This is a genomic window from Brevibacillus borstelensis (genome assembly GCF_003710865.1).
GTDB lineage: Bacteria > Bacillota > Bacilli > Brevibacillales > Brevibacillaceae > Brevibacillus > Brevibacillus borstelensis.
The window spans coordinates 141,641-155,673 of the sequence record NZ_RHHO01000001.1; the positions used below are offsets into that span (position 1 = coordinate 141,641).

A 14,033-nucleotide genomic window follows, 5' to 3' on the forward strand; every position below is an offset into this window, starting at 1 on the left:
ACATGGGTTCGCTATCCGTAGAAAATGAAGTCTATCTGCTTCCGTCTTCCTATGGTCAAAACCGAATTTGGTTTTTTGAACAAATGCTTCCAAATAGTCCTACCTACCATATACCGATTCTCCTGAAAATAACAGGAGATCTACAGCCAGCCGTATTAGAGAAAACGATTCAAAAAATAATAGAACGACATGAAGTTCTTCGCACTACTTTTTTAGAAGTCGAAGGGGAACTGAAACAAAAGGTTTCCCTTCACTTCCCTTCTTTTCGATTAGACGTGAAGACAAAAGAGGAGCTGGAAGAAGAGAAGCCTTTGACGGAGCATCTCAAGGAATTTGCTCTTGAGCCATTTGATTTGGAAAAAGGTCCGTTAATCAAATTCCAGCTTGTCCAGCTAAGCGCTGACCAATATTATTTGCTAGTGAATATTCACCACATTATTTTTGATGCTTGGTCTTTGGAAGTATTGCAGAAGGAAATTGTTACCATCTATACGATGGTTGAACAAGGCCGAGAAGCTGAATGCGGGGAACTTCCCCTCCAGTACGCAGACTACGCAAACTGGCAAAAGGAAATGTTCGAGGGAGAAACGCTGCAAAAAAAGTTGAATTTTTGGCAACAGCATTTGGATAATATCCCCTCCTTGCTGGAGCTTCCAACGGATCGGCCGAGGCCTAAAGAAATAACTTACGCAGGAGACATTGTCAAATTTGACTTGCCATTGGATGTAATTGAGCCCATAACGACTTTTTGCCGGACCCATCAAGCTACCCATTATACATTCTTTCTTGCCACGTTTAATGTGTTGCTTTACCGGTATACGGGACAAAAAGATATTGTGATCGGGACACCGATCACCAATCGACCTAATCAGATGATTCAAGATTTAATCGGTTTTTTTGTAAATACACTACCGGTGCGGACGTTTATCAGACCGTATAGCAGCTTTTTGAATATCTTGAAAACCACGATCAAATCATTTCTGCAGACCTATGAAAATAGCGAGGTTCCCTTTGAAAAATTAGTTCAGGAGTTAAAACCTGATCGGGACAGCAGCTACCATCCCATTTTTCAAGCGCTGTTCACTCTCCAAGACTATCAGAAAAAGGAAGTAGAAGTTCCGTTTACGATGGAATATGAAAAAATCAGCACAAATACTTCGAAATTTGATCTCGTGCTGTACATGTCATGCAGCAAACAAACGATGTCGGGTGAGATCGAATACAGTACGGATTTGTTCAATCGAAAAACAATGGAGCGTTTCGCTCAACACTATATTACGTTGATCCGAGAAATCTTGAAAAATCCTGACAAGCCCATTTGCAAATTGAACATTTTGACAGAGGAAGAGAAAAACCATGTTATTGAAAATAACGTCATTCTTGCCGAAATGGGAACAGATCTCATACACCATCTAGTAGATAAACAAGCCCTCAAACACGCAAGCAAGATTGCAGTAAAGGGACATGATCATTCGTTTACGTACGAGGAATTGTATAAAAAGTCGAACCAAATAGCCCATGAGCTGATTCGACGCGATATTCAGCCGGGTAGCATCGTGGGAATCCGGTTGAAACGCTCCCCCGATCAAATTGCTTGTATATTGGGTGTTTTGAAAAGCGGCTGCGTGTATATGCCGATTGATCCTTCCTTGCCGGTTGAACGGGTTGAAATGATGGTAGAGGATTCCAAAGCGGCCGTAATTATTACAGACGATCTTTCATTCAATGAATGGAAAGAGAAAACAATCCTGGAACCCGATGTGGTTTTTAACAATCAGACTGCCAAAGATGCAGTGGAACTTTCTCTGCCACCGGAAGAGGCAGTTGCCTACGTCATCTATACTTCGGGAACAACAGGCAAACCCAAGGGTGTCAGCGTTACGCATGCGGCCCTAATCAACCACGTTCAAGGATTTATTCAGGAGTTCCAGATCGGGGAAGGCGAGATGTTTCTGCAAAACATCAGCTCCAGCTTCGATCCATCCATGAGTGAGATTTTTTGCTCGCTGGTAAGTGGGGGAACATTGGTAATTACTCATCCCGACAAGCAATTTGACATTGATTATTTAGCAGATGTGATAGCGCATGAAGCAATTACGGTAACACATTTGTTCCATAGCTTGATAGAAAAGCTGTTGGATCTTCCTTCCTTCAGGCAAAATAAAACCCTCAAGTATATATTTACCGGGGGCGAAGCATTGCCTAATCAGCTTGTTCGGAAATTTTATGAAAATATGAAAGGGGAGGTTGCATTCGTCAATTTATATGGACCAACAGAAGCGTGTGTGGCCGCAACCTATTGGAGATGTCATCCTGAGCAACAATACCCTACCGCTCCAATCGGCATCCCCTTCCCGAATTATCATCTCGTTGTGTTGGATGAAAACTTGCAGGCAGTCCCACAAGGTGTCGTCGGGGAGTTGTTTATTGGCGGGCATAGTGTTGCCAAGGGGTATGAGAACAATCCAGAGTTGACGGCTGAGGCCTTCCCCCTATTAGACGTGGCAGGTGTGACACGTCGATATTATCGCACGGGAGATTTGGTTAAACAGCTGGATACAGGAGATTACCTCTTCATTTCAAGGAAGGACACGCAGGTTAAGGTTCGGGGTTTCCGTATCGAGCTAGATGAAATTCGTCATGTATTGCAGCAACAGCCTGAGATTGAAGAGGCCGCTGTTCTTGTTGAAGAGGTAAAAGGGGATAAAAAGATCTTTGCTTTTGCCGTGAAGGAGCCCGGCGTGGAGATTTCTGCGAATGAATTGAAAAAACGTTTGGCCAAAAAGCTGCCTTATTATATGGTTCCGCATGTAATCAGGTGGCTCACGGAACTGCCGGTTTCCATTAATGGAAAGCTGGATAAAAAGCGGTTGTCATTTGACGTCAGCGACTTGGCAAGTGGCGAGAAAATACCGCCTCGCAATCAGATTGAGCAACAATTAGCTGATATTTGGAGGGAAGTTCTGGCTATCGACGACATTGGAATAAACGAAGACTTTTTTGATTTGGGTGGGCATAGCATCAAGGTCATCGAGATCGTGGGTCTAACGAGAAAAAGAATGAACATTCAGCTGTCCCCTTCTCAATTATTTCTTTATCGAACAATTGAAACGTTAAGCGAGTTTATACAGAGTGATCAATCTCAAGCTGGCAGCGGACTGATTCTCAAATTAAAAGAAGGCCGTTCCGGTGATCCCCCACTGTTTCTTGTTCATCCAGGGGGAGGGGGAGCAATCTGCTACGTTCCTCTTGCAAGAAATATAGCTCGGGATATCAACATTTACGGCATTCAATCACTAGGGTATGAAAAAAATGTTGAACCTCTGCAAGATATACGGGAGATGGCAAAGCTGTATGTCCATGAGGTACAAAAGATTCAACCGAAGGGCCCTTATCAGTTGGCAGGGTGGTCTTTTGGAGGAACAATCGCTGTTGAGATGGCGAGAATTTTTGAATCAAAAGGGGAAAAGGTGTCGTTCCTGGGATTGCTGGATGCCTACCCGTTTGATCAAGTAGCGAAAAAAAAGCACCGCTTGGATCCGTTAAGCGTGTGGGCAGACAGCTTGTCCATAGAAATCGAGCAGTTTAGCAGCAAACCGAAATTGGAAAAATGCCAGATTATTTTGGAAGCTGCCAAACAAAAAAAGCTATTGCCTCAAACGGCTGAATTGGAAGACGTATTTCGAATTATTACGGTAATGGCAGCAAATAACATGGCAAGCGATCACTATACATTTTCTGCTCCGATTAAAACAGATTTACATGCCTTCACTTGTCAGGAAGTCGATCCCAGAAAACTCCATGAGCTGGTGGATGTTGATAAATGGAGGGGAAGAACAACAGGGAAAGTGTACACCTACCCGATAATGGGGCATCACAATAATCTCATGTCGTCTCCTCAAGTCGAGTATCTCGGACAGAAAATCTCAGAAACTTTGAAACGGGGATAAGCTCATGAAAACACAGGTGACCGGGCGCGTGAAAAAAGCACCGCATGACACGTATACAGCAGCTGTTCTTTACCCGCAGTTTGAATATGAACTGGAAAACTACACAGAGCATTATATCCACATAGAAAAGGCTCTCTTGCAGTCTTACGAGAAAGCGAACATTCTCTCAAAGGATGAGGTCCGTTCCCTCTTGCAAGCAATAGACAGGATTGAGCGAGATGCTTTGTTGCAAAACTCGAAAGAAAATCTAACGGACATCGCCTTGACGTTGGAAAGAGCGATAGAGAAACAGTTGGAACAACCCGTGGTGAAATGGCATATTGATCGAAGCCGTAACGATTTTCAGGCATGTGCCCAACTGATGTTTGCCCGGGAGCAATGGATGCATCTGATTGAAAGAGTTGAAATACTGCGGGATGTCATCCTGGACAAAGCCAAGACATATGATTCCGTAATCATGCCCGGGTACACACATTTTCAGTCAGCTCAAATTATTAGTGTTGCCTTTTATCTTACGGCAGTCAGCAAACACCTTCTTGAAACAGAAAAGAGGATGCTGGGCGCATTAGAATCAATGAACAGGTACTGCCCACTCGGTTCCGGGGCTATGTCTGGTCAGGAGTATCCAGTGGACAACCTGCAATTGGCAAATGCTTTGGGATTTTCATCATACATAGGTCACGCCTTGAGCGGGGTTGCTTCGCGGGACTGGTTATTGGACATTGGAAGCTGCCTGACTTTCTTTGCGAACAATATGAGCCGCTTCTTGACTGACCTGATGAACTGGGGGAGCAGCGAGTACCAATTTATTGATTTTCCTGATGAACTCGCTGGCATTTCATCATCGATGCCACAAAAACGCAATTTTCCTATCTTGGAAAGAGCGAGAGGAAAAACGAGCCATCTCATCACCTACCATGTGGATTTTTTGCTGGGACAACGAAATACGGCCTATAGCAATCTGGTCGAAGTTTCCAAAGAATCAAGCAAAAATCTCCTCTCCCTTTTCAATGAGACGCACGTATTGTTTGATTTACTGATGCTGGTGTTTGAAAACATTTCTTTTCAGAAAGAAAAGATGCAGCAATGCTGCACAAAGGATTACTACGGAGGTTTTTCACTGGCAAATCGAATCACTGAAAAAAGCGGGATACCGTATCGCCAAGCGCAGGTGATAGCAGGACGATTTATCACACAGTCGATCCAAGCCGGACACTCCCCTCAGCATGTTTCGGTTGAGACCTTGCAAGAGATTTGTCATGAGTACGGCTTTGAAAACCAAATTACACAGCAAGAGTTGCAAGCGCTCTTTGCGGTCCATTCTGCCTTAACCATGAAGCGATCAACAGGGTCCACAAATCCGGATGCCGTAAAAGACATGATTGCCTTGCAAATGCAGGAGGCCGCCCAATGCAAGCAGGTATTCAATGGGATTTCCACCGAGGTCAAACGGAGATTGGAAGAATTGGATAGATGGATGATGTCTGAAGGTAAGGAGTATAGCCGATGAGACTGAAAGTAGGCAAAGGGGAAGCTCATGGCACATTTGGTGAGTTGTTGCAAGGCGTTTTGCCAAGCGGTCAGGACTTTTTGGTAACGTTTCCTGTTGACAGGTACTCGACATGCCAGTTTGTCTATTCCGCTCAGGACGAAGATCTGTGTGTACATCCTTCCTGGAAGAGGAAATCTCTGTATTTTGGCCAGAGAATTCTTGATTATTACCACTTGCCCATCAAAGGCACATTGTATCTGGAAAGCCAGCTTCAACAAGGAAAGGGATTGGCGAGTTCTACAGCAGATATGATGGCGACTGTGAAAGCAATTGAATCCTGTTATGACATAAACGTTCCTACCGAGGTGATCGAGGAGATCCTTCGCGATATCGAACCATCCGACGGCATCATGTACCCGGGCATCGTCTCTTATTATCACAAAGAAGTGAAACTGAGAGAATGGATAGGAGAATGCCCACCGTTGACTGTGATTGCTTTGGATGAGGGAGGAGAAGTAAATACAGTCGATTTCAATTGCAAGCCCAAACCATTCACTGATGAAGAGAAGCAAGAATATGGCATGCTGCTTGAGAAGATAACAGCTGCCATACGTGCTCAAGATGCAGAGGCAATTGGCGAGGTCGCTACCAGAAGCGCGGAATTAAACCAGAAGCTGCATCCGAAAAAGATGTTTGCCGAGGTGAAAAGAATATGCCGTTCAATTGAAGGAACGGGGATTGTAACGGCTCATAGCGGAACATTTATCGGGATCCTCCTTTCTGAAAACGACAGTGCGTATTCTGAAAAAGTAAAAGAAGGACTGTCTTTGTTGAAACAGCTTGGCTGCCCGACAGAAATATTCCATTCCATGTCCACTATAGAAAGAAAGAAGGTTCTGGTGTAATGGACAAGAGTCTGATCGAACTGATTGGAACAACGCCGTTAATTCGGCTGCGGTTGGACGAGAACAGCAAAGCCCCTGTCTATGCGAAACTAGAGCTGCTTAATCCCTACGGCATGAAAGACAGGGTAGCGAAAGAAATGATTATGGATGCCAAGAGAACCGGGCAGCTGCAAGAAAATGCACCGATTGTGGAAAGCTCGTCAGGAACGCTGGCTTTGGGCATAACCATGATCGGCACTTATTTGGGACATGAAGTCCACATTGTCACCGACCCGCGCATCGATGAACTAACGTTGGCAAAACTCAGAGCATTGGGAGCGCAGGTCCATATTGTAGAGAAAATGGAGCAGGATGGCGGCTGGCAAAAAGCAAGGCTGAACTACTTGCAAGGTTTGCTGGACAAATATCCAAATGCCTATTGGCCAAAACAGTACGAAAATCCGCAAAATCCGCTGGCCTATCAACAACTGGCCGATGACCTGGTTAAAGAGCTGGGACGCGTCGATTATCTTGTCGGATCGGTTGGAAGTGGAGGCTCCTTATGCGGGACTGCCAAAGCGTTGCGGGAAAGAAATCCCGACTTGACGGTCATAGCTGTAGATGCCGTAGGCAGCGTTATCTTCTACCAAACAGACAATCCGAAGCGATTGCAAAGCGGCCTGGGCAACAGTTTGCGCTCACCCAATGTTGATTTTTCCGTAATCGACGAAGTTCACTGGTTAAACGATGAAGAAGCCTTCACATGGACACGTGAGCTCGCCAAACAGGAAAAAATCTTTGCGGGGAACAGCTCAGGCAGCGTGTACGCCGTATCAAGGTGGCTCAGCAGCCAGGTATCCGAACATTCAGTGATCGCGTGCATCTTCCCGGACAGGGGGGACCGATATATTCACTCGATTTACAACGATGATTTTTTCAATGTCCATCATCTGAATAAGGACAACCTGCGTCTTTCACCCAATCGCATGGAAGAATTAAAGGATGTCTCCGATTGGACCTACTTTCACTTTAACAAGGGGAAATTTCGGCATGAAGAGAAAACTGCTGTTTATTGAGTCAAATACGACTGGCACAGGCATGCTTGCTTTGGACAAAACAAAGGAATTGGGATATGATCCCGTGCTGTTGACCAATAAGCCGAGCCGCTATGAGGGCTTGTCTGACCAAAGCTGCGAAATCGTCATCTGCGATACAAACGATACGGAAAAGCTGGCTGATACAATTCAGCTCCGTTTTACCCTGGAGGATATCGCAGGAATTACGACGACAAGCGAATATTATATTTATACCGTTGCGCTTCTGGCTAAGCGATTCGGTTGGCGTGGCAATTCTCCCGATACGGTGAAAACGTGCAGGAGCAAAGCTGCTGTTCGCGCATTGCTGAGGGACACTCCCGAGCTTTATCAGCCCTGGTTTTTTACAGTCGACAACGTGCAGAAACTAGAGGAGATCAAGCAGCAGATACAATTCCCGTGCATCGTGAAGCCAGTGGATGACAGTGGCTCCAATCAGGTGGTAAAGTGTCTCTCCTACGAAGAGCTGTATCAGCGGGTGACGGACATATTGGCTGTGAAAGAGAATGTCCGTAGGCAACCGGCGGCTGGGGTTGCTTTGATCGAAGAATACGTGGAAGGACCTGAGTACAGTGTCGAAGTTTTCTCTTATGAAGGCCGACATTCGATCATCGGAATTACAGATAAAAGCATTGGGGGAGAGCCTTACTTCATAGAAACAGGCCATATTTTCCCATCCTTGTCTACCGACCAGATCAAAACAATCGTGGAAACGGGTGTGCTGTCCCTGCTGGAAAAGCTGGATTGGCGTTTTGGCCCGTGTCATCTGGAAATAAAAATCGTCAATCAAAAGGTTTTCCTGGTTGAGTGCAATGGACGATTGGCCGGGGGGATGATTCCGGAACTGATCCGGCATGCGACCGGTATGGACGTGTTGAAGGATCAGCTCAAAGCAGCGGTTGGCTTGTCCCCCGAGCTTGGCCGTCCGCCTATTCAATATGCAGGGATTCGCTTTCTGATCCCGCAAGAAACAGGCGAAATTGAGGAAGTGACCGGTATCGAACAGCTTCAGCAAATGCCAGGTGTGAAGGAAGTCGTATGCAGGGCAGAGCCGGGAAAGCTGGTGGATAGAATCGTAAATGCATACGGACGCTTGGGTTACATAATCGCAGTGGAAGCAGACGCAAGCAAGCTTCATCAGCTGCTGAATCTAATTGAAAAAGTCGAACTAAAGATGAAGGAGCGTGTGTCTGTTGCTAAACTTTCTGAGTGACACGGTTACCTTGCCGACGCAGGAAATGATGGATGCCATTCAACATGCCATGCTGGGAGATGACGTGTACGGACAGGATCAAACCGTAAATGAATTGGAGCGATTAGCCGCCAGCATGCTGGGGATGGAAGCTGCTTGCTTTATGCCCAGCGGCACAATGGCGAATCTATCATCGATCATGGCCCATTGCCCTCGTGGATCAAAGGTTTTGGTAGGCAATGAATCAGACATCTACATTTATGAAGCAGGCGGCGCTTCCGTATGCGGCGGGATTGTTTATGAGCCCATACCGACTCAAGCGGATGGACGCTTGTTGCTGGAGGATCTTGAAAGAGCGTTCCCCGTTGATGAAGAGGACCCTCAGTTTGCTTTGCCTGCTTTAATTTGTCTGGAAAATACCCACAATCGCTGTGGTGGAAAAGTTTTGCCGATCGCTTATTTGCAAGAGGTAAAGGAATTTGCAACAGAACGCAATGTTCCTGTCCACATGGATGGTGCCCGCATTTTTAATGCGGCAGTTGCCCTTGATGTGGATGTCAGGGAAATCACACAATATGCCGATTCGGTTCAATTTTGTTTATCAAAAGGATTGTCTGCCCCAATTGGTTCGATTGTAGCGGGAACTCAGTCTCATATAAACAAAGCGAGAAAAGTAAGAAAGATGTTGGGCGGAGGAATGAGGCAAGCGGGAATCGCCGCAGCGCCTGGTATTGTAGCTTTGCAAACAATGATTACGAGGTTGGATCAGGACCACAGGCATGCGAAACAATTGGCCGATGGATTGGCAAAGATAAACGGAATCGAATTGAATGCCCAAGAAGTGCAAACAAATATCGTCATCTTTCGCGTAACAGATCCTCGTTATACATGGAATTCATTTTTGCAGATGGCCAAGTCTCATGGCGTGATTTTTTCAGAGATGGGCTATGGGAGGATTAGAGCAGTTGTTCACAGGCATATAACGAGTGATGATATTAATAGAGCGGTTCAATTAGTAGAAGAGATGATGAAGAAAGGCCCGTCATAGCATACTGATTCTCGGTATGCTCTATTTTTTGTTCCCCTTCATCCAAGTGGTTTCGATCCGCAAGACGCTTGCATATTTTCTGGGTTTTTTGCAAAATGATGCGGCCTTCTTCTTTTTCTCCAAGCTGGAAATGGATTTCTGCAAGACTTCTTCCTGCTCGGGCGTACAATCGCTCGCGAAGCTCATATTTGAAGATGGAAACAGCATGCTCCAGATATTCTCTGGCATGTTCAAGGTTGCCCGTATGGCCATAAACAATGCCCAGCATATGATAGATTTCTCCTGCCGAATAATGCAAGTGATGAGAATATAAGTAGTTGAGCAATCGATAGCCCAGCTCCAGGCAGAGATCAAATCGGTTTTGGTGGTAGTGCATGTAGGCCAAGTTGTAGCCCAATCTGGGGAAAAGGGTTTTGTCCTCTACAAAAGGGAGGTTCTCCAATACATGCATGCTGCTTGTTAACAGTTGGTATGCCTCCGCTTTTTGATCCATTTCGATCAGTAACAGCGCGAGCGTGTTGGCAATATTGATATCCAGCTCATTGACGATTTTGTTGTTGGAAATCAACTTTCGAAAGGTTTGCTCCGCTTTTCGCGGATGGCGGTCAATCCGGTAATACAGAATGCCCTTTTGCCATTCGATAAATCTCAGGAAGCTGCTGTCTCGAAAGTTTTGGTTCTTTTTGATAAAAGCGGTAGCTTCCTCGACGAGGTACTGGAGAGTGGTGTAATCATGAAAATATAGACTTTCCCGGCACAACCGATGAATCTTTGCAACAAAATGAATGAGCGTCTCGTTTTCATAAGAAAGCAGATAATCCACGGGAATCTTTAGTTTCCGGCATATGCTCTGCAAAATGTCCAAACGTGGTATATGGCTCCCCTTTTCAATCCGAAACAGAGTGGACTCGTCACAAATGTCTTCGGCGACATACTTTCTGGAATAGCCTCGTTTCTCTCGAAAATACTGAATTTTATCCCCAAGCGTTTTCATGACCAGTCTCCCTTGTATATCCTCTTTTACCAAATATTGCATGTTTGCATATACATTTTAACAGAATTCTCCCGTATATTTGAAGTATAATTTTTCAAAAATGGGAGGAATAAGATGGGTAGGAAAAAAATACTAGTAAATTCGCTTCAATTATTCCCGTTGTTTCAGCAAACGCCTGTTTGCGGAACCGACATCAGATTACTAGCTACAATCAAGTAGAGGTGAATAAAGAATGGGTGTCCGAAACATCTTAATCGTAGATGAGAGAGAAGGAAAACAGCCATTTTATTCAAATTTACTGTCCGAAAATAGATATGACTGCCATTTTTTGAACAATGAATATTTGCTCTCGGATCCCGTTTTTTTGGAAAAATTCGATTTGGTCATTTTGAGTCTCACGAAGGATAATCTCTCGTTCCATTTAAAAAATAAGCACACTCGGACGATTATCCTGCTGAGCAATAAATATAAGCACTACGTAAAATATATACAAGGCGCACAAGCCATCTTGATGAAGGACTGCCCCAGTGAACTAATGATCGCGATCAATGCTGTGGAAAGAGGAAGCTGCTATTTTTCCAGTGAGTTCATGGAATCTCTCTTTTCTAGCTGGGGAAGAGAAGGGATCGAAGATGATATCGAGATGGATCTCCATTTGCCGGAAACGTTGACAGAAATGGAACTTCGTGTGGCTGAGGAATTGGCGAATGACAGAACCAATCAGCAAATAGCAGATACGCTCTATCTCAGCAAAAGAACGGTGGAGTACCATATTGCTGCATGCATGCAAAAATTAGGGGTAAAAAGCAGGGTAGGGTTAGCTGTGAAAATGACAAAAGCCAATTTGTTTAGACAAATATTGAATAAACGAATACTTTAACAGGTTTCGCAAAGTAGCGGTGCCGACGATGAACAGCTCTGTCATGAAAAATGGCAGAGCTGTTCATACTTTGCGGGAATTACGGGGGCACTCTCCGGGTTGCTTGTTTATGATGAAGATACGACTCTAAAGCGGAGGAGAAGAATCGATGAGGGGTAATTTCGTTAGATTGCAAGCTCTCGAAGAAGAAGATTACAAGCTCTTCTCTCAATGGGTTTGCCCATCCAAAGTCAGTGCGTTGGCAAGAGGGGGGCAAGACTTTGTGACTGAGGAAGAGGTCAGAAGAGATATCGCAAACGGAAATACACGCTACGCCACAGTGGTAACCCACGACGGGAAAAAAATCGGGTTCGTATCTTGGCAAACGCTGAGATACGAGGGGAGCTACATGCTAGGCGGCGTGATAGGAGATCCGGAATTATGGGACATGGGCTACGGTGCGGAAGCTTCGGTATTGCTCATGGACTACCTGTTCCACTTTAAAAATGCGCATAAGATTCAATTCATTAACGGTTTATTCAACATGAGATCCATCCGCTTTTTGATCAAGAACAAAGTGGTGATTGAAGGGATCCTGCGCGATTACTTCTTTTTGGATGGAGAATACCATGACGCGGTTATTTCATCCATTTTGCGCGAGGAATACTACAGTTACGGTGAGCCGCAACCAGAAGATATGATTCCGAAAAGCGAAAAGCAGCAAATCCGGGAGGAGCTGTACGAGTATCTTCAAGGGTATTGGAAGGAAGTGTGTTTGCCAAATTTGTTGAGGCAAGGTGAGAAGGTTGGAAGCTAAAAAAAATGTCGTGCTTGTAACCGGCGCTTCGAAGAGTCTTGGCAAGGCGATTGCAGAGCATTTCGCCGAGTCCGGAGATCAGGTCATCTTGGGATACAGGAGTTCATTGGAGGAAGCTGCCCAAGCAGTTGAAGAGATTAAGGCGAAAACCGGCAATGAGGCAGTTTCATTCGTCAAACTCGACGTAATTGACAGACAGCAAGTACAGGATGCCGTGAAAGAAATCATTGGGCAATTTGGAAGAATAGACGTTCTTGTAAACAACGCGGGAGTCAGCTACGGAGGGGCGCTGATTCCGAGCAATCCTCTCGAAAAATGGGAGGAAATCGTCCAGATCAATGTCATGGGGACCATCAATTGCATCCACGCCGTTTCTTTTCACATGCTGCTGGAACAAAAAGGAGCAATCGTCAACATCGCATCGGTCGCTGGCTTGATCGGGGTGGATCGTTTAAGCGCGTATAGCGCGAGTAAAGCAGGGGTTGTCGGGCTGACGCGTTCATTGGGGAAAGAGTACGCCCCGTACAACGTGAGAGTGAATGCGGTTGCTCCCGGCTATACGGAAGATACAGGCATGGTGGATCGCATTCCTGAAGACCAGATGAACAATTTCAGGAAGCGCATTGCCATGGGAAGGCTGGGAACTGCCAAAGAAGTAGCAGAGGCGGTTTCCTTTCTAGCATCGGACAAGGCCAGCTATATAACTGGGCAAACGCTAGTCGTCGATGGAGGCTTTATGTAAAGAAGGAGCGTGAGAAACAATGAAAACGGCACTGATCTTTCCGCCTTTGGTGAAATTGAAGCAGGGGAGCTTTTTGGACCTTTACGAGAGCTTTCCCAGCGTAAGGGCCAAGTTTGAAGAGGCAAGCGAAATTATGGGAGTCGATCTTGCCGCCAAATTCTTTTTTGAGAGTGAAGCGATGACGAATTTCGGCGTGATTGCCAGGCCCAGCATCGTCACAATCAGCACGGCTCTGTTTGAATTGCTGCGGGAGGAGATCGGGCAGCCGGCGTACTTCCTCGGTCCAAGCCTGGGTCAAGTAACGGCTATTCATTGCGCAGGGGGATTGCCCTTCCCGGAAACGCTTCGCATGCTGAAAAGGATGTGTGAAATGGAGGAAGAGGAGTTTCCTGACAAGCGATACGGCGTCTACTTCTTCTACAACATTGATATCGCTATTCTGGAGCAATCGATCCAAGAGCTTACAGCGATGGGCAGATTTGTCGAGCCCTGTGTGACGGTAAACGCCACGCAAATGATCGTGAACGGTGATCAGGAGAGCTTGGAGCTGCTTCACCAAAAAATAAGTCCTTACGGTGGTCTGGGTGTCACGATTCCGTATGGCCCGCCTGGACATTGCTCGCTTCTTCAAAACGTCAGGATGCGTATGGAAAAAGAGGTGCTGCCGCATATTACCTTCCGCTCTCCCGACGTTCCCTTGATCAGCAATGTGAATGCCGAGGAAATTTCCGATGCTGCCGGCCTGGCAACCGAACTGACAGAGCAATATACCAACAGTGTCTGCTGGTATAAATGCCTGCAGCAATTGTGGAGTAAGGGTGTGGAAAAAGTAATCATGCTCGGTCCCGGAAACTTTATTCACAAATCTTTGGGATTCACGGATATACCATTTGCCGTTCAGAAGCTGCTGGACAGTCATGATGTTGAAGCAGCCCTGACAGCAAAGCAGAAGTAAGGAGGC

11 protein-coding genes are annotated in these 14,033 nt (G+C 45.7%); 10 read left to right on the top strand and 1 reads right to left on the bottom strand.

The annotated features are described in order from the left end of the window. Positions 1 to 2 precede the first annotated feature (2 nt). From EDM54_RS00660 to ltaE, 6 genes are read left to right on the top strand one after another with little or no spacing between them, the layout of a single operon-like run. A complete protein-coding gene (locus tag EDM54_RS00660) occupies positions 3 to 3,950 on the top strand; it encodes a non-ribosomal peptide synthetase (RefSeq protein WP_170208344.1) in 3,948 nt (1,315 codons plus the stop codon). 4 nt (positions 3,951 to 3,954) lie between these two features. Further along, positions 3,955 to 5,460 carry an argininosuccinate lyase gene (locus tag EDM54_RS00665; protein WP_003389359.1) on the top strand — a complete coding sequence of 502 codons (1,506 nt, stop codon included), beginning with the start codon at positions 3,955 to 3,957 and terminating at the stop codon, positions 5,458 to 5,460. Next, positions 5,457 to 6,347, top strand: coding sequence for a GHMP family kinase ATP-binding protein (locus tag EDM54_RS00670; RefSeq protein ID WP_003389357.1), 891 nt, complete (start codon positions 5,457 to 5,459; stop codon positions 6,345 to 6,347). Before EDM54_RS00665 ends, EDM54_RS00670 begins: the two co-directional genes overlap by 4 nt. Further along, positions 6,347 to 7,402, top strand: coding sequence for a cysteine synthase family protein (locus EDM54_RS00675; protein WP_003389356.1), 1,056 nt, complete (start codon positions 6,347 to 6,349; stop codon positions 7,400 to 7,402). Before EDM54_RS00670 ends, EDM54_RS00675 begins: the two co-directional genes overlap by 1 nt. Next, positions 7,377 to 8,633: an ATP-grasp domain-containing protein gene (locus EDM54_RS00680; RefSeq protein ID WP_024984239.1), complete on the top strand. Its 1,257-nt coding sequence runs from the start codon at positions 7,377 to 7,379 to the stop codon at positions 8,631 to 8,633. Before EDM54_RS00675 ends, EDM54_RS00680 begins: the two co-directional genes overlap by 26 nt. Next, entirely contained in the window at positions 8,614 to 9,660 is a 1,047-nt protein-coding gene (gene ltaE / locus EDM54_RS00685) for a low-specificity L-threonine aldolase (RefSeq protein WP_003389354.1), read from the top strand. The genes EDM54_RS00680 and ltaE overlap by 20 nt, the downstream gene beginning before the upstream one ends. Here ltaE and EDM54_RS00690 read toward each other — a convergent pair. Further along, positions 9,608 to 10,654 carry a helix-turn-helix transcriptional regulator gene (locus tag EDM54_RS00690; protein WP_003389353.1) on the bottom strand — a complete coding sequence of 349 codons (1,047 nt, stop codon included), beginning with the start codon at positions 10,652 to 10,654 and terminating at the stop codon, positions 9,608 to 9,610. The genes ltaE and EDM54_RS00690 overlap by 53 nt on opposite strands. Before the next feature lie 232 nt (positions 10,655 to 10,886). Here EDM54_RS00690 and EDM54_RS00695 point away from each other — a divergent pair, with 232 nt between their 5' ends. From EDM54_RS00695 to EDM54_RS00710, 4 genes are all read left to right on the top strand, one after another. After that, positions 10,887 to 11,534 carry a response regulator transcription factor gene (locus EDM54_RS00695; protein WP_003389352.1) on the top strand — a complete coding sequence of 216 codons (648 nt, stop codon included), beginning with the start codon at positions 10,887 to 10,889 and terminating at the stop codon, positions 11,532 to 11,534. Positions 11,535 to 11,682: 148 nt separating this feature from the next. Continuing rightward, a complete protein-coding gene (locus EDM54_RS00700) occupies positions 11,683 to 12,330 on the top strand; it encodes a GNAT family N-acetyltransferase (protein WP_024984241.1) in 648 nt (215 codons plus the stop codon). Next, entirely contained in the window at positions 12,311 to 13,072 is a 762-nt protein-coding gene (locus EDM54_RS00705; RefSeq protein WP_231504325.1) for an SDR family NAD(P)-dependent oxidoreductase, read from the top strand. The genes EDM54_RS00700 and EDM54_RS00705 overlap by 20 nt, the downstream gene beginning before the upstream one ends. A gap of 19 nt (positions 13,073 to 13,091) precedes the next feature. Continuing rightward, the gene (locus tag EDM54_RS00710) at positions 13,092 to 14,027 is read left to right on the top strand and encodes an ACP S-malonyltransferase (RefSeq protein WP_031932066.1); all 936 of its coding nucleotides are present in this window, start codon (positions 13,092 to 13,094) and stop codon (positions 14,025 to 14,027) included. The last annotated feature ends 6 nt before the right edge of the window (positions 14,028 to 14,033 follow it).